16 protein-coding genes and 1 pseudogene are annotated in these 21,141 nt (G+C 72.8%); 8 read left to right on the forward strand and 9 right to left on the reverse strand.

Annotation, left to right across the window (positions count from 1 at the left end):
* Positions 1-22 precede the first annotated feature (22 nt).
* On the forward strand, positions 23-967 hold the full coding sequence (locus QHG49_RS31850) for a ribose-phosphate pyrophosphokinase (protein WP_145484479.1): 945 nt from the start codon (positions 23-25) through the stop codon (positions 965-967).
* A gap of 23 nt (positions 968-990) precedes the next feature.
* On the opposite strand, the gene QHG49_RS31855 is transcribed toward QHG49_RS31850, so the two are convergent.
* On the reverse strand, positions 991-1,371 hold the full coding sequence (locus QHG49_RS31855; RefSeq protein WP_145484480.1) for an anti-sigma factor antagonist: 381 nt from the start codon (positions 1,369-1,371) through the stop codon (positions 991-993).
* 126 nt (positions 1,372-1,497) lie between these two features.
* Complete coding sequence (locus QHG49_RS31860) at positions 1,498-2,448, reverse strand: NADP-dependent oxidoreductase (RefSeq protein WP_301492272.1); 951 nt, start codon at positions 2,446-2,448, stop codon at positions 1,498-1,500.
* A gap of 525 nt (positions 2,449-2,973) precedes the next feature.
* Here QHG49_RS31860 and QHG49_RS31865 point away from each other — a divergent pair.
* On the forward strand, positions 2,974-3,438 hold the full coding sequence (locus QHG49_RS31865) for a pyridoxamine 5'-phosphate oxidase family protein (RefSeq protein ID WP_301492274.1): 465 nt from the start codon (positions 2,974-2,976) through the stop codon (positions 3,436-3,438).
* A gap of 294 nt (positions 3,439-3,732) precedes the next feature.
* Here the strand turns inward: QHG49_RS31865 and QHG49_RS31870 are convergent.
* Positions 3,733-4,017 (reverse strand): annotated as a pseudogene (locus QHG49_RS31870) (DUF4235 domain-containing protein); the annotation flags it as partial.
* A 28-nt stretch (positions 4,018-4,045) separates the two neighbouring features.
* Positions 4,046-5,062, reverse strand: a complete 1,017-nt coding sequence (locus QHG49_RS31875; protein WP_301492276.1) for a glutathione S-transferase family protein — start codon at positions 5,060-5,062, stop codon at positions 4,046-4,048.
* 290 nt (positions 5,063-5,352) lie between these two features.
* Here QHG49_RS31875 and QHG49_RS31880 point away from each other — a divergent pair, with 290 nt between their 5' ends.
* Positions 5,353-6,264: a cation diffusion facilitator family transporter gene (locus tag QHG49_RS31880; RefSeq protein ID WP_236576738.1), complete on the forward strand. Its 912-nt coding sequence runs from the start codon at positions 5,353-5,355 to the stop codon at positions 6,262-6,264.
* A gap of 79 nt (positions 6,265-6,343) precedes the next feature.
* Here QHG49_RS31880 and QHG49_RS31885 read toward each other — a convergent pair whose 3' ends face one another.
* Positions 6,344-6,793, reverse strand: coding sequence for a nitroreductase family deazaflavin-dependent oxidoreductase (locus QHG49_RS31885; protein WP_145484492.1), 450 nt, complete (start codon positions 6,791-6,793; stop codon positions 6,344-6,346).
* A 326-nt stretch (positions 6,794-7,119) separates the two neighbouring features.
* Here QHG49_RS31885 and QHG49_RS31890 point away from each other — a divergent pair, with 326 nt between their 5' ends.
* Together QHG49_RS31890 and QHG49_RS31895 are read left to right on the forward strand one after the other, a co-directional pair.
* Positions 7,120-8,349 (forward strand): cytochrome P450, encoded by a 1,230-nt coding sequence (locus tag QHG49_RS31890; RefSeq protein WP_301492277.1) that lies wholly within the window; start codon positions 7,120-7,122, stop codon positions 8,347-8,349.
* A gap of 12 nt (positions 8,350-8,361) precedes the next feature.
* Positions 8,362-8,571, forward strand: coding sequence for a ferredoxin (locus QHG49_RS31895; protein WP_145484495.1), 210 nt, complete (start codon positions 8,362-8,364; stop codon positions 8,569-8,571).
* Positions 8,572-9,351: 780 nt separating this feature from the next.
* On the opposite strand, the gene QHG49_RS31900 is transcribed toward QHG49_RS31895, so the two are convergent.
* Both QHG49_RS31900 and QHG49_RS31905 read right to left on the reverse strand, forming a co-directional pair.
* Positions 9,352-9,909, reverse strand: coding sequence for a carboxymuconolactone decarboxylase family protein (locus QHG49_RS31900; protein WP_301492280.1), 558 nt, complete (start codon positions 9,907-9,909; stop codon positions 9,352-9,354).
* A 56-nt stretch (positions 9,910-9,965) separates the two neighbouring features.
* Positions 9,966-11,420 carry a CoA transferase gene (locus tag QHG49_RS31905; protein ID WP_159707258.1) on the reverse strand — a complete coding sequence of 485 codons (1,455 nt, stop codon included), beginning with the start codon at positions 11,418-11,420 and terminating at the stop codon, positions 9,966-9,968.
* A gap of 198 nt (positions 11,421-11,618) precedes the next feature.
* Here QHG49_RS31905 and QHG49_RS31910 point away from each other — a divergent pair, with 198 nt between their 5' ends.
* The 3 genes from QHG49_RS31910 to QHG49_RS31920 are packed head-to-tail and all read left to right on the forward strand — an operon-like array spanning position 11,619 to position 18,020.
* On the forward strand, positions 11,619-11,882 hold the full coding sequence (locus tag QHG49_RS31910) for an acyl carrier protein (protein WP_236576583.1): 264 nt from the start codon (positions 11,619-11,621) through the stop codon (positions 11,880-11,882).
* A 25-nt stretch (positions 11,883-11,907) separates the two neighbouring features.
* The gene (locus QHG49_RS31915) at positions 11,908-16,440 is read left to right on the forward strand and encodes a type I polyketide synthase (protein WP_301492281.1); all 4,533 of its coding nucleotides are present in this window, start codon (positions 11,908-11,910) and stop codon (positions 16,438-16,440) included.
* A complete protein-coding gene (locus QHG49_RS31920; protein ID WP_370530532.1) occupies positions 16,437-18,020 on the forward strand; it encodes a long-chain-fatty-acid--CoA ligase in 1,584 nt (527 codons plus the stop codon). Before QHG49_RS31915 ends, QHG49_RS31920 begins: the two co-directional genes overlap by 4 nt.
* 214 nt (positions 18,021-18,234) lie before the next feature.
* Here QHG49_RS31920 and QHG49_RS31925 read toward each other — a convergent pair whose 3' ends face one another.
* Both QHG49_RS31925 and QHG49_RS31930 read right to left on the reverse strand, forming a co-directional pair.
* Complete coding sequence (locus QHG49_RS31925; protein ID WP_301492283.1) at positions 18,235-19,200, reverse strand: alpha/beta hydrolase; 966 nt, start codon at positions 19,198-19,200, stop codon at positions 18,235-18,237.
* A 199-nt stretch (positions 19,201-19,399) separates the two neighbouring features.
* Positions 19,400-20,854: an NAD(P)/FAD-dependent oxidoreductase gene (locus QHG49_RS31930; protein ID WP_301492284.1), complete on the reverse strand. Its 1,455-nt coding sequence runs from the start codon at positions 20,852-20,854 to the stop codon at positions 19,400-19,402.
* Between the last annotated feature and the right edge of the window lie 287 nt (positions 20,855-21,141).

The raw sequence follows: 21,141 nt of genomic DNA on the forward strand, positions 1-21,141 counted from the left end.
ATGATCATGCGAGGAGCAGATCGTGCGCGACATCGCCGTCTTCAGCGGCAGTGCCCATCCCGAACTGGCCAAGGAGGTCTGCGCGCATCTGGGGGTGCCGCTGAGCCCCACCCGGGTCAGCCGGTTCGCCAACGACTGCCTGGAGGTACAGCTCCAGGCCAACTGCCGGGAACGGGACGTCTTCCTGATCCAGCCGCTGGTCAAACCGGTGCAGGAACACCTGGTGGAACTGCTGCTGATGTGCGACGCGGCCCGGGGCGCCTCCGCCTCCCGGATCACCGTCGTCATGCCGCACTACTCCTACGCCCGCTCCGACAAGAAGGACGCGCCCCGCATCTCCATCGGCGGCCGGCTCGTCGCCGACCTGATGGTGGCGGCGGGCGCGAGCCGGGTCCTCGCCATGACCCTGCACTCCCCGCAGGTGCACGGCTTCTTCTCGGTACCGGTGGACCATCTGCACGCGCTGCGCGAACTGGCCGCGCACTTCAGGCAGTACGACCTCTCGCGCACCACGGTGGTCTCCCCGGACCTCGGCAACGCCAAGGAGGCCGCCGCGTTCGCCCGGCGCATCGGCGCGCAGGTGGCGGCCGGTGCCAAGCAGCGGTACGCGGACGACCGGGTGAGCATCAGCTCCGTCATCGGCGAGATCGCCGGGCGCGATGTCATCGTGCTGGACGACGAGATCGCCAAGGGCAGCACGGTGCTCGAACTCCTGCACCGGCTGCGCGAGTTGGGGCCGCGTTCGATCCGGGTGGCGTGCACGCACGGGCTGTTCGCGGCCGGTGCGCTGAAGCGGCTCGGGGAGCAGCCGGACGTGCTGGAGATCGTCTGCACCAACACCGTGCCGATCCCGGCCGACGAGCACACCGACAAGCTGCGCGTCCTGTCCATCGCCCCGGCCCTCGCCGAGGCGGTACGGCGGATCCACGACGGGGAGTCGGTCAGCGCGCTGTTCGAGGAGGGGTGAGCCGGTCCCGTCCCCGGGCTCCCTCAGCGCGCACCGGACGCGGCACCGGCTCCCGCCAGGGCCGCGTCCGGCGTGGCGTGCGGCGGCAGCAGCCGGGACAGGCCCGTCGCCCGCAGCACGCGCAGGGTCAGCGGGTGGGTGCACACCAGGTGCGCCTGCCCGCCGTGCCCGAGGAGCCGGGTCCGCGCCCGGTAGAGCAGGCGCAGCCCCGAGCAGTCGAAGAACTCCACCGGCCGCAGATCGAGCACCACCCGGGCGCCGGGGCGGCCGGTGATCCGGTCCAGCAGCGGGAGGATCTCCGCCGCCGCCACGATGTCGATCTCGCCCCGGAACTCCAGGACGGTGTACGCCCGATACGCGTACACGCGCAGATGCCGGGTGAGGGACACGGGTTCCCGTCGCACCTCGGCAGCACCTCCCACCCGCGCCCGGACGTCGGATCTCCGACCGTCAAGTTACCCTCGTTGGAAGGAATTTGAGCATGTTCGATTGACATATGTCTTCGGGTTTGTCGTGTGTCCGGCCGCCGTTCAGTCGGCCAGCAGCACCAGCTTCCCCGTGGTGCGCCCGGTCTCGCCCTGTTCGTGCGCCTTCGCGGCGTCGGCCAGCAGGTACGTCCCGGCGATCGTCGCCCTCAGCCGCCCCGACCCGGCCAGTTCCGCGACCGACCGCATTCCGGCCCGGTCGGCGTCCACCAGCATCCGTACCGCCCGTACGCCGAGCCGCTCGGCCTCGTCGTACAGCTCGCGGGAGCCCACCGGCACGATCGACACCAGGATCCCGCCGGGCCGCAGCGTCCGCAGGGAGCGCAGGGCGGTGTCGCCGCCGAGGGTGTCCAGGACGACGTCCACGTCCCGTACCGCCTCCGTGACATCGGTGGAGTGGTAGTCGACCGGCTCGTCCACGCCGATCTCCCGCAGGAAGCCGTGCTTGGCCGCGCTCGCCGTGCCGATCACGTACGCGCCGTGCGCCGTGGCGATCTGCGCGGCCACATGCCCGACCCCGCCGGCCGCCGCGTGGATCAGCACCCGCTGCCCCTGCCGTACCCCGGCCCGCTCGGTCAGCGCCTGCCAGGCGGTCAGCGACACCAGCGGCAGCGCGCCCGCCTGGGTGTGGTCGACCGAGGCCGGCTTGTGCCACAGGGCGCGGACCGGGGCGATCACGTACTCGGCGTGCGAGCCGTGTCCGAAGGGGTAGGGCAGCATGCCGAACACCTCGTCGCCGGGCCGGAACCCGGCCACGCCGATCCCGGTCGCGGCGACCTCCCCGGAGACGTCCCAGCCGAGCACGAACGGGGGCTCGCCGAGGAATCCGCCGGTGGCGCGGTGCTTCCAGTCGGTGGGGTTCACACCGGCGGCCCGCACCCGGACCAGTACCTCGTTCGGCCGTGGCTCCGGCCGCTCCAGCGTCACTTCCCGCAGCACCTCGGGGCCGCCGAGGACGTCCTGGCCGATGGCTCGCATGGTGGTCACGTCGTTCATGCTCCCCCAGCCTGTCCCGCCGCGCCTCGCGGCGGACCGGCACCATGACGGAGTTTCGAACGTTCCGGCCCGCTCCCGCGTCCAGGGGGCGTAGGGATCCGGTGGACGAGTTGGGGGCGGAGCATGCGCGCAGGGCTGGCGGCGGTGACGGCCGTGGCGGTGGCGGGATGCGGCGCCGACGGCCACGGGACGGGACCCGGCCCCGGCCTGGTGGTGCGGGGAACCCCGCCCGCACGGCGGACCGCTGCACATCCGCACCGAGGCGGCGGACGCAAGCGGCACACGGGCTGCTCGCTACCTCCGGGGCGGCCGGGCGGGCGCTGGAGTGCGACGGGAAGATCTTCGACGGCGGCGGGTCCGACGCCTGGAGAGCCGCCGAGGGGGCGGGCGTACGGCGGTAAAGGACCTCGGCGGGGGGACGCGCCGTCGGGGACAGGCCTGACGCGCGGGGCCGTCCCCTGCGGCCACACTGGAGCGCACCCGCTTCCCCCGGCGCACTCGCATCCCATCAGGAGGCCGAACGCGATGACCCCGCCGCCCGCCCGCACCGCCGAGCAGCGCAAGAAGGACACCCTGCACCGGCTGGAACACGACGAGGACGCCTGGGTGGCCACGGCCGGACCCGACGGCGGCGCGCCCTACCTGGTGCCGCTGTCGTTCGTCTGGGACGGTGCCCTCCTGCTGTTCGCCACCCCGGCCGACAGCCCCACCGGCCGCAATCTGGTCGACAGCGGCCGGGTCCGGCTCGGCATCGGGTCGACCCGGGACGTCGTCATGGTGGACGGCAGCGTGCAGTCGGTGAGCCCGGAGGACCTGCCCGAGGAGGACGCGGAGGTCTTCGCCGGCAAGACCGGCTTCGACCCCCGGCGGCTCGCCACCCGCTATCTGTACTTCCGGGTCGTGCCCGAGCGCGTCCAGGCCTGGCGCGAGACGAACGAGCTGCCCGGGCGGGATCTCATGCGCGAGGGCCGGTGGCTGGCCGAGGGGTGAGGACGGCGGCTGAGGACGGCGGTCGGCCGCCGAGCCGGACTGCTCGACGGCCGAGAGCCAATGCCTGAGCCGAGACCGGCCGCCCGAAGCCGAGACCGGCTGCCTGAGCCGAGACTGGCCGCCTGGCGGCTGACACCGGCTGTCAGACGGCTGAGACCTGGCCGCTCGACGCCCGGGGTCGGCCGTCCGACGCCCGGGGTCGGTCGCGCTGCGACCTCAGCGCCGCCCTCGCTTGCCGCCCTTGCCGTGCTTGTCCCGCTTGCCGTCCTTGCCCTCGGTACCGTTCTCGCTGTCCTCGGCCACCGGCCACACCCCGGTGGAGCGTGCGATGGCCTTGGCGCCGGTGCGGTCCACGGCGCTGCGCACCACCGCGAAGATCGCGCCCTGGAGGGCGGCGGCCAGCAGGATGTCGCGCAGCCGGCGGTCCTCGTCCAGGGCGGTGGGCGCGTCGTCCTCGTGCCGGATCGCCTTCCACGCCTGCTTGAAGGCGAGGCTCGCGACCGCGCCGCTCGCCCAGCTGAGCACGAAGCCGATCGGCTGGTAGACGAAAGGGAGCTTGGTCTTCTTCGACTTGGACATGGGTGACTCCTTCCTCGTCAGCGGGTTCTCATACGGGGCGGCCCGCGGGGGCCACCCGTTCGCCCTCGGGCACCGGGCCCGGGGGCGTGCCGTCGCCGAACGGCCGGCCGCCCAGCTCCTCGCGGTGATGCGGGCTCAGCCAGGACCCGAGATCGGGGCCGAGCGGCACGATGCCGGTCGGATTGATCCCGGTGTGCACCTGGTAGTAGTGCCGCTTGATGTGGTCGAAGTCGACCGTGTCGCCGAACCCCGGGGTCTGGAACAGGTCCCGGGCGTACGCCCACAGCACCGGGTCCTCCGCCAGCTTCCAGCGGTTGCACTTGAAGTGACCGTGATAGACCGGGTCGAACCGGACCAGCGTGGTGAACAGCCGGATGTCCGCTTCCGTGAGGGTGTCGCCGACCAGATACCGCTGTCCGGCCAGCCGTTCGGCGATCATTTCCAGCCGCCGGAAGACACCCGCGCACGCCTCCTCGTACTCCTTCTGATGGGTGGCGAACCCGGCCCGGTAGACGCCGTTGTTGACGTCCTCGTACACCCCGGCCATCACCTCGTCGATCTCGTCGCGGCGGGCCGCCGGATACAGGTCGGGGGCGCCTTCGCGGTGCAGGGCCGTCCACTCGGTGGCGAGGTCCAGGGTGAGCTGCTGGTAGTCGTTGGTGACCAGCTTCCCGCTCCGCACGTCCACCACGGCGGGCACGCTCACCCCGCCCGGGTAGCCGCTCTCCCGGCGGTCGTACGCCTCACCGAGGTAGCGGATGCCGAGCACCGGGTCCCGGCCGTCCGGATCCAGGGTGAACCGCCAGCTGCGGTCGTCCTGGATCGGGTCGGCGACCGCCATCGACAGCGCGTCCTCCAGGCCCAGCAGCCGGCGGGAGATCACCGACCGGCTCGCCCAGGGGCACGCCCGCGACACCACGAGGCGGTAGCGCCCCGCCGCCACCGGCCACCCGTCCCGCCCGTCCGCCGTGATCCGGTCCCGGAAATGGCTGCGCGACCGGCTGAAGCTCTTGTGGCCGTAGGCGCGGTTGCCGTCACCGCCCATGTCTCCTCCTCGCCACCGGGTCCCGGACCCTTGCCGCCCGGCTCCCCGGAACACCGACTTCTCCGTCAGAGCACCGACTTCCCCGTTTCCGGGCACCCGCACGGTGTGATTCCCCGGCCCCCGGGCAGTCGGCCCCCGTGAGCGGAACATCACCGGAACGACAGGAAGACGGGGCCGCCCCGGCGGGTGCCGCCCGCACCGACGAGCACGAAGGGGCCACCGACCGGCGGGTCCGGGCCCGCGAGCGGCGCACCCGGGCGAGCGACCGCCGCACCCGGCTCACCGTCCTCGTGGCCCTCGCGGCCAATCTGCTGATCGCCGCGGCCAAGGCCGTCGGCGGCATCCTCTCGGGGTCGCCCGCGCTGCTGTCGGAGGCCGCGCACTCGGTCGCCGACTCCTTCAACGAGGTGTTCCTGCTGGCCGCCCTGCGCCGCAGCCGCCGCCCCGCCGACGACCGGCACCCCTTCGGCTACGGCAAGGAACGCTTCTTCTGGTCCCTGCTCGCCGCCGTCGGGATCTTCGTGATGGGCGGCTGCTTCTCCTTCTTCCAGGGCTTCGAGGCGCTGCGCCAGGACACCATGGAGACGACCCGCGGCTATGTGGTGGGCCTGATCGTGCTGGGCGTGGCGCTGCTCGCCGAGGGCGGCTCGCTGCTGCGCGCCCTGCACCAGGTGCGCAGCCGGGGCGGCCGGGCGGCGCTGCGTGATCCGGCGCTGCGCACGGTGGTCGCCGAGGACGGCACGGCGGTGCTCGGCGTGCTGCTGGCGATCGCCGGGATGGCCCTGCACATGGCCACCGGGCAGGTCGCCTGGGAGGCGTCCGCCTCGCTCGCCATCGGGGTCCTGCTGGTCTACATCGCCTACCGGCTGGGCCGCGAGGCCCGCGACCAGCTCATCGGACAGGCCGCCGACCCGGAACTCAGCGGCCGGATCCGCGCGCTGCTGCGGGCGCAGCCGGAGATCGACAGCGTGGCGGAGCTGTTCACCATGAAACTGGGCCTCGACTCCACGCTGGTGGCCGCGCGCATCGACCTCGCGCCGGGCCTGGACAGCGAACGCGTCGAGGAGGTCGCCGACCGCATCAAGCGCTCGCTGGCCGCGACGTTCCCGGCCGCCGACCAGATCTTCCTCGACGTGACCGACAGCCCCGACGGCGAGGCACGGCAGAGCCCCGCCGCGACGGGGGAGCGCGGCGGGGCCTGACGGCACGACTGCCCCTCCCAAAGAGGCCTCACACCTGAGGGGTGAGGATTTCTCCGGTGGGCGTCGCCGTGGGGAGCGGTCAGCTGCCCTCGGCCGGCTCCAGCACGAACACCGGGATCTCCCGGTCGGTCTTCTGCTGGTACTCCGCGTACGGCGGGTACGCGGCGACCGCCCGCTCCCACCACTGGGCCTTCTCCGCCCCGGTGACCTCACGGGCCCGCATGTCCTGCTTGACCGGGCCGTCCTGGAGCTCGACATGCGGATCGGCCTTGACGTTGAAGTACCACACCGGGTGCTTCGGGGCGCCGCCCTGCGAGGCGACCACCGCGTACGCGCCGTCGTGCGCCACCCGCATCAGCGGCGTCTTGCGGATCTTCCCGCTCTTCGCGCCCCGGGTCGTCAGGACGATGACCGGCATCCCGGTGTCCAGCAGGGTGTTCCCCTTCGTCCCGCCGGAGCTCTCGTACAACTCCACCTGATCGCGCACCCACTGCTCCGGACTCGGCTCGTACTCGCCCTCGAGAGGCATGGGATCCGTCCCCTTCGTCGCTCCAACGCATGCATGTGCACCGGTCACAACACCGGCGGCCGCACGCTTCATCCGTACCGTGCTTCCCCGCCTCGCCGCGATCATTACCGCCACCGTCCTCGCGTCACCCTCACCGCGCCCGGCAACCGTGGCCGGGGCGGTGAGCGGCGGTTGCGCCGACTGGCCGGAATCGGACCCTCGCACCTTCGCGATCCGGACGGATCGGGAGGATCCTTGAAGTGGCTGAACTTGTCATCGACCCATAGGTGCCTGAGGCATCTAATGAAGATCGGCACGACGCACCTCTTCGTCTGCGAGGTCTTTCCATGACGGAACTGACGGACATCACCGGCCCGGCGAACCCGGCCGACCCCGTCGCCTTCCCCCAGGACCGCACCTGCCCCTACCACCCGCCGACCGGCTACGCCCCGCTGCGCGAGGCCCGGCCCCTGGCCCGCGTCACCCTGTACGACGGCCGCGAGGTCTGGATGGTCACCGGACACGCCGCCGCCCGCGCCCTGCTCGCCGACCCCCGGCTGTCCAGCGACCGCCGCCGCGGCGAGTTCCCGTCGATCTCCCCCCGTTTCGAGGGCGTCCGCGACCGCCGGGTGGCGCTTCTCGGCCAGGACGACCCCGAGCACCAGCGGCAGCGGCGGATGATGATCCCGTCGTTCACCCTCAAGCGCGCCGGCGGGCTGCGGCCCGCCATCCAGCGGATCGTGGACGGCCTGCTGGACACGATGATCGAGCAGGGGCCGCCCGCCGACCTGGTCTCCGCCTTCGCGCTGCCCGTGCCGTCGATGGTGATCTGCGATGTGCTCGGCGTGCCCTACGCCGACCACGAGTTCTTCGAGGAGCAGTCCCGGCGGCTGCTGCGCGGGCCGACCGCCGAGGACAGCCAGGGCGCCCGCGACCGTCTGGAGGAGTATCTGGGCGGCCTCGTCGACGCCAAGGCCCGGCAGTCCGAGCCCGGTGACGGCGTCCTCGACGACCTCGTCCACCAGCAGCTGGGCCAGGGCACGCTGGAACGCGCCGACGTCGTCTCGCTCGCGGTGATCCTGCTGGTCGCGGGCCATGAGACCACCGCCAACATGATCTCCCTCGGCACCTTCACCCTGCTCCAGAACCCCGGCAGGCTGGCCGAGCTGCGCGCGGATCCGGCGCTGCTGCCCGCGGCCGTCGAGGAACTGATGCGGATGCTGTCCATCGCCGACGGGCTGGCGCGGGTGGCGCTCCAGGACATCGAGATCGACGGCACCACCATCCGGGCCGGTGAGGGGGTCTTCTTCTCCACGTCGGTGATCAACCGGGACCCGGGCCAGTACGACGACCCCGACGCCCTGGACTTCCACCGGCCCACCCGCCACCACGTGGCGTTCGGGTTCGGCATCCACCAGTGCCTGGGGCAGAACCTGGCCCGCGCGGAGCTGGAGATCGCCCTCGGCACCCTGCTCACCCGGCTGCCGGGCCTGCGGCTTGCCGCGCCCGCGGAGGAGATTCCCTTCAAACCCGGCGACACGATCCAGGGGATGCTGGAACTCCCCGTGACCTGGTAAGAGGCTCAGCTCATGCACATCGAGATCGACAAGGACGTCTGTATCGGCGCGGGCCAGTGCGCGCTGACCGCACCGGGTGTGTTCACCCAGGACGACGACGGGTTCAGCATGCTGATCCCCGGCCGCGAGGACGGCGCGGGCGACCCGAACGTCCGCGAGGCGGCCCGGGCGTGCCCGGTGGGCGCGATCACCGTGACGGACTCGGCGGCGGCGGAGGCGTAGGTGGGCTGAGCGAGGTGATGACGGGGGCGGGTAGCGGGTAGCGGGCGGTGGGCTTGGTCGGCCGCTCGCCTGCCCGCGTTCGCCCGCGTGCCGACTCGCCCGCCTGCTCGCTTGCCCGCGTGCCAACTCGCCGCCTGCTCGCGTTGGCCGCCAGACCGCCAGACCGCCAGACCGCCAGACCGCCAGACCGCCAGACCGCCAGACCGCCAGACCGCCAGACCGCCAGACCGCCAGACCGCCAGCCTGCGTTCGCCAGCCCGCCAGCCCGGATCCCGCCTGTCTAGCCGGCTGCTCGCGCTTGCCTGCCGGCCTCCCGCCTGCCCCGCTGCCGACCCGCCCCTCTGGTCGGCGGGGCGGCGTCCGCACCGGCCGTCGCCCCCGACCGGTGGACAGCGGGCCGTCGCGTGGTGCGGCTTTCGCTCCGAGCGCGCGGCGGGCGGGGTGCCTCGGGCAGGTGGATCCGGGTGTTGTCGCCGTCGGCTGATCGGGTCGGGGTGGACGTTCGAGTCGGCTCGTCGCCCTGGCCGACCGGCGGGGCGGTGAGCCTGCGCCGCTGCCGCTGCCGCTGCCGCTGCCGCTGCCGGTGTCGCCGGTGTCGGCCAGGGGGCCCGCAGACCCCCGTCGCCCAGGTCGATCCGCGATGGCGCCGGTGCCCGTGTCGGCCGCCGCTTGGGCGAGCCGGTGCGGGCGGCAGGCCGAGGCGCGGTCTCCCGGGGCCGCCCGCGCCGGACGCCGTGAGGTGGGCCCGGCTGCCCCTGCCGGTCGCCCGCCGCCGGGGGCTCAGCTGGCGTGCATGCTCTGCGCCATCCGTACCAGTTCGTCGCTCTCCGCCGCGTCGATCTCGACATCCAGGACCGTGCAGACGCGGGCCAGGAGGAAGTAGAAGCCCGCGAGGACGAGGGTCTCCACGATCTGTTCCTCGGTGTAGTGGGCGCTGACGGCCGCGTAACGGGCGTCGTCCACGACGGGCGAGGCGGCCGCGGCGGCGCCGAAGGCGACGAGCGCCCGCTGGGCCGGGGTGAACACCTCCGCGTCGTACCGCTGGGCGCGCAGGGCCGAGCGCTGCTCGTCCGTGACACCCGCGGCCCGGGAGATGGGCACGTGCTGCGCCCACTCGTACTCGGCCTCGAACACGGTGCCGTAGGTGAGGATGAGCAGCTCGCGGTCCATCGCGCTGAGACTGGCGTCGGCGAAGAGCGAGGCGCCCAGCCGGGCGATCTGCGTGACCGACCGGGGCGCGTGCCCGAGCATCCGGTACACGTTGATGATGCGCCCCTGGCTGAGCGAGCGCAGGGATTCGGGCAGCGCCTCGGTGTCGAGGCAGGGGATGCGGGACATGGGGTCTCTCCTCGGGACGGATCGGTACGAGGGGCAGAGGGAAAGGCGGGGGAGGGTCAGGAGTCCTGGTCGTCCAGCCAGCGAGGCTGTGACGAGCCGCGCGGGACCAGCAGCGGGCCGCGCCAGGCCGGCGGGGTCTCGCTCAGGGTCACCGGTGGTGCCACCAGGGAGAGTTCGCCGAGCGGAGTCGCCCGGGTGAGACGCTCGGGCTGGACCAACGGCGTGGCGGGCAGCAGCCGTTCGATCTGCTCGTGGGTGAACGTGCCCAGCTGGTAGGCCCAGTTGGAGACACCGGCGAGGGAGACCCGGACCCGGTAGCTGCCGCCCTCGTGGGCGCGGCGCAGGACCGCGCTCATGACGCCGGCGGCGACGAGATAGGCGGCCAGATAGTCGTTGAGCATCCGGCCGGGCGGCAACTGCGGGCGCCCGTCCTGCCGTTCGCTCCAGTTGACGCCGGTCAGCGCCTGGGCGTGCTGGTCGAAGCCGCCCCGGTCCTGCCAGGGGCCGCTGTGGCCGTAGGCGCGCACCGAGACATGGATGACGCCGGGGGAGATCTCGGCGCACTCCTCGGGGCTGAGCCCGAGCCGGGACATCTTGCCCGCCCGGTGATTGTGCACGAACACGTCGGCGGTGCGCAGCAGTTCCTCGAACGCCCGCCGGCCCTCGCTCCCGGAGTCCAGGGCGAGCCGGGCCGAACGCAGGCCGACACCGGTCTCGTTCCAGCACAGGTCGTGGTCAAAGGCGTTCGGCTCGCACACATGCAGTACGTCGGCGCCCTGCTCGGCGAGGACCCGGCCGGCCGCGGTGCCCGCGAAGACATGGGTGAACTGCAGGGAGCGCAGCCCGGACAGCGGCTGATCGCCGGCCGGCAGCGGACGCGGCGGGGCGTCGCCCACCCGCTCCACGGCCACCAGGGGCTCGTCCAGCACGGCCCGGCCCTGCGGATGCGCGAGGAACTCCTCCCGGCTGCGGACGATCGCGAGCGGGACCCCCCGGACGGCCGCCTCCTCCTCCAGCTCCCAGGAGATCCGCCGCCCGACGGCCGCGCCGATGTGCTCGCGGGTGTGCGCCGCGCCGAGCATGTCGAGGAAGGCGTCGCGGGTGCTCGGGTAGCAGGCGATCGGGATGGCCCAGCGGTCGTCCGCGGTGCGGTACAGATCCCAGAGCGCGGGGGCGAGCCCGCCGCCGAGTCCGAGGACGCTGCCCATGTTGGAGCCGTAGCCGTTCAGCGTGTTGCCGCCGCCGAGGTAGGGCGTGAGCTGGTGCATCGCCTGCCCGAGATCGAGGCCGAGGCGCTGCGGGCGGCCCGTCGCGCTGTGCCAGATCTGCGCCGCGCCGACGGCGGCGGACAGCAGGGCTATGCCCATGGCCGAGCCCAGCCTGATGGTCGACGGCACCAGCGGATCCTGGCCGCGCACGACGAGGTCGCTGACCGCGCCGTCCCGCGACAGACCGAGCGTCTTCAGTGTCCTGTCTAATTCACCGACCAGATCGAATTCGTTTTCTTCCATGCCCGGAAACATAGCACCGATGAGATGGTGGTAAACCGGCCGAGCGTCATTTTCGGAAGGGGCGGAGCAAGGTTCCGGTGAATGTTGGGACGTCATCAGTCGGCTATCAGTTCACTATCAGGAAGGGCTGATTCGGTTGTTCTGAAGCAGTCGATTCGTAGAGAGGCGGTGACGTGGATGTCGCATGATTTTCCCGCCGTGGAGGAGCTCGAACACCTGCCGGAGCACGAGCGCCGGGAACTCATCGAGAACCTGGTGGTGGCGGAGTTCAGGAGCGCCCTTTTCATGACCGACCGCGAGGAGTTCGCCCTGGACGTGGGCTTCTTCGACCTGGGACTCACCTCGCTGCGGCTGAGCGAGGTGAAGCTCACCCTGGAGCGGAAGCTGGGGCGAGAGATTTCGACGGCCGCCCTTTTCGGCCATCCGACCGCCGGTCAGCTGATCGACCATCTTTGTGCGTGATCTTTTTCCTGACCGGAGGGAATAAATGTCGGACGCATCGAATCCTACGGCGGCCGAACTGGCCGCCGTTCTCGCCGAACTGCAACGCAAGGAGGAAGCGCTCGCCGCCCTGGAACGCGAGAAATACGAACCCATCGCCGTCGTGGGGATGGGGCTGCGCATTCCGGGCGGGAACAACGGCGTCGACACATTCGCCGAGTTCCTGCGCGAGGGCCGTTCGGGCATCGGGCCGCTGCCGGCCGACGAGCGCCGCCAGATGGCCCCGGGCGACGGCGAGGGAGCCGGCGGGGAGGGAGCCGACGGGGAGGACGGCGGCCTGCCGCACGGCGGCTTCCTCCGCGACGTCGACCGCTTCGACGCCGCCTTCTTCTCGATCTCCCCCAAGGAAGCCCCCTACATCGACCCCCAGCAGCGGCTGGCCCTCCAGACCGCCTGGGAGGCGCTGGAGCACGCGGGGATCGACCCCACCTCGCTGCGGCACGGCGACACCGGCGTGTTCATGGGCGTCACCACCCTCGACTACATCTTCGAGTCCACCGACCTCGCCCCCGCCGACCTCGACGGCTACCTCGCGCCCGGACTGACCCACAGCGCCGTCTCGGGCCGGATGTCGTTCTTCCTCGGGCTGCGCGGCCCGTGCATGACCGTCGACACCACCTGCTCCTCGTCGCTGACCGCCACCCACCTCGCCGTGCAGGCCCTGCGGGGCGGCGAGTGCGGGATCGCGCTGAGCGGCGGCGTCAACGTCATCCACAACGCGCAGAACCACACCATCCTGAAGCTGGGCGGGGTGCTCTCCGCCGACGGGCAGTGCAAGACCTTCGACGAGCGGGCCGACGGCTACGCCCGCGCCGAGGGCTGCGGGGTGCTGGTCCTCAAGCGGCTGTCCGACGCGCAGCGGGACGGCGATACCGTGCACGCCGTGATCCGGGGCTCCGCGGTCGGCCAGGACGGCGAGAGCGCGGGCCTGGTGGCCCCCAACGGCGCCGCCCAGGAACAGGTCATGCGCTCCGCCCTGGCCCGGTGCCGGCTCACACCCGGCGACATCCACTACGTCGAGGCGCACGGCACCGGCACCGCGCTCGGCGACCCCACCGAGATGGACGCGATCAGCGATGTCTTCGCGGAGTCGCACACCAAGGAACGGCCCATGGTGGTGGGCTCGTTGAAGACCAACATCGGGCACATGGAGGGCGCGGCCGGGGCCGGCTCGCTCATCAAGGCGGTGCTCCAGCTGCGGGAGCGTACGGTCTTCCCGCACCTGAACCTCGTCACCCCCTCCCGGCGCATCGCCTGGGACGAGGCCCCCGTCACCGTGCCGACCGAGTGCCGCCCCTGGCCCGGCACCGGCCCCGGGCGCGCGATGGTCAACGGGTTCGGCGTGACCGGCACCATCGCCTCCGTCGTCCTGGAGGAGGCGCCGGCCGCACCCGCCGAGGAGGCGGAGGCCGAGGCGCGCCCGAGCGCCGTGCTCACCCTGTCCGCCAAGAGCCGCGCCTCGCTGCGCCGGCTCGCCGAGCGCTACCTCGACCACCTGGACCGCCACCCCGGCACCCCGCTCGCGGACCTGTGCCGCACCTCCAACACCGGTCGCGCGCACTTCCGTTACCGGATCGCCGAGGTGGTGGGCGACCGGGACGACGCCGTACGCGCCCTCGGCAGGCGGGCCGAGTCCCTGGCGGCGGGCGCCGCCCGCGGCGGCGGCTCGGCGAGCGCCCCGAAGGTGGCGTTCCTCTTCTCCGGCACCGGCACCCAGTACCCCGGCATGGGCGCCGCGCTCTACCGCCAGTACCCGGTCTTCCGCGCCGCGCTGGACGAGTGCGACGCCATCCTCACCCCGCTGCTCGGCGTCCCGCTCGGCGCGCTGGTCCGCGGCGAGTGCGAGGCACCCGAGCGCATCCACGAACCCCGTCACCTCCAGCCCGCGTTGTTCAGCCTCGAATACGCGATGGCCCGGCTCTGGCTGTCCTGGGGCGTGCGCCCCTCGGTGCTGATGGGGCACAGCCTGGGCGAGTTCGCCGCCGCCGCGGTGGCCGGACTGTTCTCCCTGGAGGACGGCGCCCGCCTGGTGGCCGCCCGCGGCCGGCTGAGCGAGGCGCTGCGCAGCAAGGGCGGCATGGCCGCGGTCGGCGCGCCCGCCGCCGACATCGCCCCGCTGGTCGAGGACTACCCGGACCTGACGATCGGCGCCGTCAACGGCCCCGGCCAGTGCCTGCTCACCGGCGGCAACGAGTCGCTCGCCGACGCGGGCCGGCGACTGGCCGAACGCGGCGTCAAATTCACCCCGTTGAAGGGCGCCGTGCCCTACCACTCGCCGCTGATGGCCGAGATCGTCGACGCGTTCCGCGAGGTCCTCGCCGGTGTCGAGTTCCGCACCCCGGGCATGGCCCTGGTGTCCAATGTGACCGGACGGGTGGCCCGCGGCCGGCAGATGGCGGACCCCGAGTACTGGATCAGGCATCTGCTCGAACCGGTGCAGTTCGAGGCCGGTGTCCAGGCGGTGGACCAGCGCGGGCGGCACGTCTTCGTCGAGCTGGGCCCCTCCGGCGCGCTCACCGCGCTGGCCCGCACCTCGGCCGCCGACGGTGACCACGTCTGGCTGAGCAGCACCTTCCGCGACGACCGCGACGGCGACATGGTCCGCCGGTCCCTGGCCAAGGCGTACGAGGCGGGCGTGCCCGTCTCGTGGGCCGGCTACCACGAGGGCGCCTCGCCGCGCCGGATCCCCCTGCCGTCGTACCCCTTCGACGGCAAGCGGTACTGGCTGCCCACCCCGCAGCGCCGGGCCGCCGAGGCCGCCTGGCAGGCGGAGCGCACCGGCGAGGACCAACAGGGTGCGAACGGCGGCCTGTTCTACGAACAGCACTGGGTCCCCCAGAACCTCCCGGACACCCGCCGCGACGGGCGGCGCGTCCTGGTCACCGGGGACACCGGCCGGCTGCCGCGCGCCCTCGCCGAGACGGCCGCGGCGCAGGGCGTCGCCCTCGACGTCGTACCGGACCACGCGGCCCTCGCCGGGGCGCTGGAGAGCGAACCACCCACCGATGTCTGCTGGTTGTGGCGCGCGCACACCGGCGAGGAGACGGGAGCGGCGCGGCTGCGCGCCGAGTCCGAGGCCAACTACCGTGCACTGCTCGCCGTGTTGGACACGCTGGGCCGCTCGGGCTTCGGCCGGGGACAGCGGCTGTGGCTGGTCACCGAGGGCGCGCAGCACCTGCCCGGCGACAAGAACGCCGAACCGGCGGCCGCCGCCACCCTGTGGGGCTTCGGCCGCGCCCTGGGAGCGGAGTTCCCCGGCTACCGGGTGACCCTGCTGGACCTGGCGCCCGGCACCGACGGCGCCGCCGCTCTGGTGGGGGAGTGCCTGGCGGCCGGGGAGAGCGAGCTGGAGATCGTCCACCGCGACGGCGGACGCTGGGTACGACGGCTGCGCACGGCCGACGCCGTGCCCGCGGACTCCCGCCCGCTCACCGTCCGTCCCGACCGCACCTATGTGGTGGCCGGTGCGACGGGCATGGTCGGCCGGGCCGTCGCCCGCCGTCTCGTCGCCCTCGGCGCCCGCCACCTGGCCCTGCTGAGCCGCACCGGCGGCCCCGCCCCGGCCCTCGGCGACGGCGTCACCGCGCACGTCCACGCCTGCGACCTCGGCTCCGCGCCGGACGTGACCCGCGTCCTGGCCGAACTCGCCGCCACCGCACCCCCGGTGGGCGGTGTCGTGCACGCCGCCCAGGAGGCCGCGCGGGACCTGCCGCTCGCCCAGCAGACCTGGGAGAACCTGGACGCCGTGTTCCAGGCCAAGGTCTACGGCGCCTGGCTGCTGCACGAGGCCACCGCCGGCCTGCCCGAGCTGGACTTCTTCCTCGGCTGCTCCACGGCGGGCGCCCTGTTCGGCGCCGCGACCCAGACCGGAGCCGGTGCGGGAGCCGCCTTCCTCGACCACCTGATGGCCCAGCGCGCCGGTGCCGGACTGCCCGCCACCGCCGTCAACTGGGGCCCGTGGGCGCCCCGCGAGCCCGGCCGGCGGCTCAGCTCCTCGCTGGTGCGCAGCTGGGAGGGCCAGGGCATCACGCTCCTGGAGGAGGATGAGGCCACCGACGCGCTGCCCGCGCTGCTGGACGCCGGGCGCGCCCAGGTCCTGATGGGCCGCTGCGACTGGAACCGCTTCGTGGCCCGCAGGGCACCCAGCGCGCTCTTCGCCGAACTGGTCTCGGGTTCCGCCGCGGACGGGACGCCGACCGGTATCGAGGCGCTGACCGGCACCCCGGGGGCCGCCCGCTCGGCCGGGGTCAACGCCATCGTGCGGGCCCGGCTCGCGGACGTCCTGCGCTTCGAGTCGGCCGACGACATCGAACCCGACGCCGAACTGGCCGCGCTGGGCATGGACTCGCTCAACGCGGTCGAGATCCGCAACGCGCTGGAGGCGGCCTTCCGGATCACGCTGCCCGCGTCGGTCACCTTCGACCGGCCCAGCGTGGACCTGCTCGGCGCATACATCGAAGAACTGCTGTCCGGTGCCGAGGCACCGGCGCACGAGGCGGGAACGGGAGCACACCGATGACCACAGCCACACGATCGCGGACCCTGGGGGAAGTGATCTCCCGCCAGGCCGCGCTCCGGCCCGACCAGCCGGCCGTCGTCTGCTCCGGACGGTCGCTCACCTACCGGGAACTGGACCGGGAGAGCGCGCGTACGGCCGAGGTGCTGCGCGCGGCCGGTGTCGTACCCGGCGCCCGGGTGGGCTACCTCGGCAAGGAGGCAGTCGAGTACTGGGAGCTGGCCTTCGCCTGTGCCCGCACCGGCGCGGTCCTGGTCCCCGTCAACTGGCGGCTGACCCCGCAGGAGGTGGACCACATCCTGCGGGACTCCACCACCCAGGTGCTGCTGGTCGACCAGGAGCATCTGCCGGTGGGCGCCGAGGTGCGCGAGGGGCTGCCCACGCTGCGGACCCTGATCTGCCTGGACGCCGACACGCCCGGCGCCGAGTCCCTGGCCGCCCGCAAGGACGCGGTGGCCGCGGGTGCCGGCCCGCGGAGGTCCGGCGGCCGGGACGTGCCGGACGACGCGGAGAGCCCCGTCGTGCAGATCTACACCAGCGGCACCAGCGGGCTGCCCAAGGGCGTCGTCCTGCCGCACCGCAGCTTCTTCAACGTCGCCCGGGCGATGGACGACAACGGCCTGGACTGGCTCGACTGGAAGCCCGGCGACCGCAGCCTGATCGGCCTGCCCGGCTTCCACATCGGCGGCCTGTCCTACGCGATGCAGGCGTTCAACGCCGGTGTCACCGTGGTGTCGCTGCCCGCCTTCATCAGCTCCGACGCGGTGCGGGTGATCGAGGAGGAGAAGGTCACCACCGGCATCGTGGCGCCCGCCATGCTGGAACTGATGCTCCTCGAACCGGCCGCCGCCCGGGGCGCCCTCGGCTCGCTGCGCAAGATCGTCTACGGTGGCTCGCCGATCGGCGAGGACCTGCTGAGCCGGGCGATCGACCTCATGGACTGCGACTTCCTCCAGATCTACGGCAGCAGCGAGACCGGCAACTTCGCCGTCTGCCTGCCGCCCGCCGACCATGTCCCCGGCAGTCCGCGGCTGCGCGCGGCGGGCCGCCCCTACCCGGGGATCGAGGTGCGCATCGAGGACCCCGAGGGCCGGGTGCTGCCCCCCGGCGAGGTCGGCGAGGTCTGTGTGCGCACCCCCGCCCGGATGCTCGGCTACTGGCGGCTGCCCGAGGCCACCGAGCGCACCGTGGTGGAGGGCTGGGTGCACATGGGGGACGCCGGCTGTCTCGACGAGGACGGCTACCTCTATGTCCGTGACCGCGTCAACGACATGATCATCGTGGCGGGCGAGAACGTCTACCCGAAGGAGATCGAGGACGCCCTCGCCCGCCACCCCGCCGTGTCCGGCGCCGCCGTGGTGGGCCTGCCGCACGAGCGCTGGGGCGAGTCCGTGCACGCCCGGGTGGTCCTGGAGCCCGGCCGGCAGGCGGGGGCCAGGGACCTGCACCTCTTCCTGCGCGGCAAGCTGGCGGACTTCAAGATGCCCACGTCGTACGACTTCGCCGACGCCCTGCCCCGCAACCCCAGCGGCAAGGTCCTGCGCCGGGCGGTACGCGACGAACTCGCCGCCGCGAAGAGCTGACCGTACGCCCCCTGCGACGCCGGCCCGCCACCTCACCGAGGGGCGGGCCGGCGCCGTACCGCAGGACCCCGGCCCGGTGAACCCGTCTGGATATGCCGCCCGTTCGGCTTGGGCACGGCCTCGGGGGAGATCGCCGGTGGCGTGGTGCGCGTGTGGACGGCATCGAGCGGACGCCCCGGGGGAGGGGCGTCCGCTCGATGCCGTCCGGTGGGGCTCAGGCGTGCAGATGGCGCCGCAGGTAGTCGTGCCAGGTCTGTTCGAAGGTCCTGGTGAGGGCCGACCGCGGCGCGAACACGTCCCACGAGTGGAAGGCGTGCGCGTACACATGCAGGTCGACCGGGACTCCGGCGGCGATCAACCGCCGTGCGAAGTCGATGTCCTCGTCGCGGAAGACGTCGTACTGGCCGACGGCGATGAAGGTGTCCGGCAGACCGGCGACATCCGTGGCGCGGCCGGGCGCGGAGTACGGGTGCACGTCCGCCGCCCCCACCCGGTCGCCCAGCACCGCGGCCCAGGCGTACAGGTTCTCCCGCCGGTCCCAGACACCGAGGTCGGTGATCTCCCGGCTGGACCGGGTCTCGTTGCGGTCGTCGAGCATCGGGTAGTGCAGCGACAGCAGCCGTGGACGGCGCCCCCCGCGGTCGCGGAGCATCAGCGCGGTGGCCGTGGCGACCGCCCCGCCGCCGCTCGCGCCCGCGAGCCCGATCCGGTCCGGGTCGATCCCGTGCTCGGCGGCGTGCCCCGCGAGATACGTGTACGCCAGATGGCCGTCCTCGGCCGCGCCCGGCGCCGGGGTCTCCGGTGCCAACCGGTAGTCGACCGCGGCCAGTACGACATCCAGCCGCAGCGCCAGGTCCGCGCCGTACGCCCGGGCCGTGCGGTCGTGGGCGCTGCCGAGCACCTGGCCGCCGGCGTGGAAGTGGACCAGGGCCGGGCGGGCGCGGTCGGTGTCGCCGGGGTGGAACATCAGCACGTCGAGCCGGGTCCCGTCCGCGCGCGGGAGGCTCAGCGTCTCGATCCTGACCCGCGGGTCCGGGTCGGGCGCGGGCAGCCACTCCTCGGCCGCCGCCACCCGCTCGCGGCACGCGGGGATGTCGGAGAGGTCCAGCAGGGCGCCGTTCGGTGCCTTGGGCACGGCGGCCAGCGCGGCCGCGAGCTCGGGGTCGATGTCGTAGGCCATGGTCTCTTTCCTTCCCGGGACCGGAACAAGGGGGCGTCGCCCGAGGCGGCGAATCCGACTGCGGGCGGCGATGCCGGCCGGGGCGCGGCGAGCGTGAGAGCCCGGACGGCACCGGGGCGTCGCCGCCGTTCGGGACCGGTGAACGCGACGCGGCCGCGGTGCCGCCCGGAGCCCCGGCCGGGAGCGGGACGAGAACCGCCTAGCGGGTGTAGTCCCGCGGCTCGAAGACGGCGGTGCGCTCCTTGTACGCCTCGATGCTGGCGGGCCAGTTGTTGACCACGCGCCCGTCGCCCGTCTTGTACCAGCTCGCGCAGCCGGCGGCGAAGGCCGTGCCCGCCAGGTCCCGCTGCAATTCCTCGTTGTAGCGGCGCTGCACCTCGGGGGCGACGTCCAGGGTGCGGTTCCGGTCGCCGTCCAGGGAGCCGAGCGCCTTGAGGACGTAGTCGATCTGGCACTCCACCATGAACAGGATCGAGTGGTGGCCCAGGTTGGTGTTCGGGCCGTAGAGCATGAACATGTTGGGGAAGCCGCTGACCGACACCCCGAGGTACGCCTCGGGGCCGCCCTTCCACGCCTCGCGCAGCGTCAGCAGGTCCCGTCCGACGATCTCCGCCCCGCCGGTGCGGTCGAGCGGCTGGAAACCGGTGGCGTGCACGATCACATCGACCTCGTGCAGCCGCCCGTCCGCCGTCCTGATGCCCTGCGGCTCGGCCCTCGCGATGGGCTCCGAGACCAGCTCGACGTTGTCGCGGGAGACCGCCGGGTAGTAGTCGTCGCTGATCAGCACCCGCTTGCAGCCGAACGCGTAGTCGGGGGTGAGCCGGTCGCGCAGCCCCTCGTCGGCGACCTGCGCGGCCAGATGGTCCCTGGCCACCCGCAGGAACTCGTCCCGCACCGGGTTGCCGTCGTCGCGCAGGCCGACGGCCCAGCCGTCGCGCTCCCGGTAGAGGCCCTCGCGCAGCTCGTCGTAGCGGTGCGGCTCGGCGAGCAGCGCGGCGCGCTCGTCGTCGCTCAGCGCCTGGTCCTGGCGCGGCAGCAAGTAGTTGGCGGACCGCTGGAACACCGTCAGCCGCTCGGTGTCCTCCGCGATGGCGGGCACCAGCTGGACGGCGCTGGCCGCGCTGCCGATGCAGGCGACCCGCTTGCCCGTCAGATCCAGGTCCTCCGGCCAGCGCGCCGTGTGCACCTGGGTCCCGGTGAAGCGCTCCGCGCCCTCGATGTCCGCCCAGGCCGGCAGGTTGAGCTGCCCCCACGCGGTGATCAGCACCCGGGCCCGCAGCCGCTCGCCGCGCGCGGTGCGCAGCAGCCAGCGGCCGTCCTCGTCGGACCAGGTGGCCTGCGTGACCTCGGTGCCGCAGCGGATGTGCCCGGTCAGCCCCTGGCTCTCGGCGAACCGTTCGAGGTTGTGCAGGATCTCCGGCTGCCCGGCGTAGGTACGGCTCCAGTCGGGCTGCTCGCCGAAGGAGTACCAGTACAGGTGGGACTGCACGTCGCAGGCCGCGCCGGGGTACGTGTTGTCGCGCCAGGTCCCGCCGATCGAGGCGGCCTTCTCCAGCACCGTGAACGTGTGCCGGCCGGCCTCCTTGAGACGGGCGGCCATGCCGAGGCCCGACATCCCGGCGCCGATGATGACGATCTCGAAGTCCTCGTCCATAGTCATCCCCTTCGTAGTGCCTCTTCGCGGTCCACCCTGGACAGGGCTGCTGATCGACGGCTGAAGGACGGCTGATGGACCGATCGCGGGCATCCGGGAATCATCCATGGGGTGAAGTACCGGAGTAACATGCGGAAAAATTTGCTCACAGATATTGCAATAGAAAAGGATGCGGCAAGTTAACCCTCATCGACTCGAAGGAGAAAAGCGTCCGAGATCGCTTTGGCAGCGCTCTCTGCTTTCTCGTGTCGACTTCCTTTGCGGGGTATGCGCGAGGAATAGTCTCG

This window comes from Streptomyces sp. WP-1, from assembly GCF_030450125.1.
Lineage (GTDB): Bacteria > Actinomycetota > Actinomycetes > Streptomycetales > Streptomycetaceae > Streptomyces > Streptomyces incarnatus.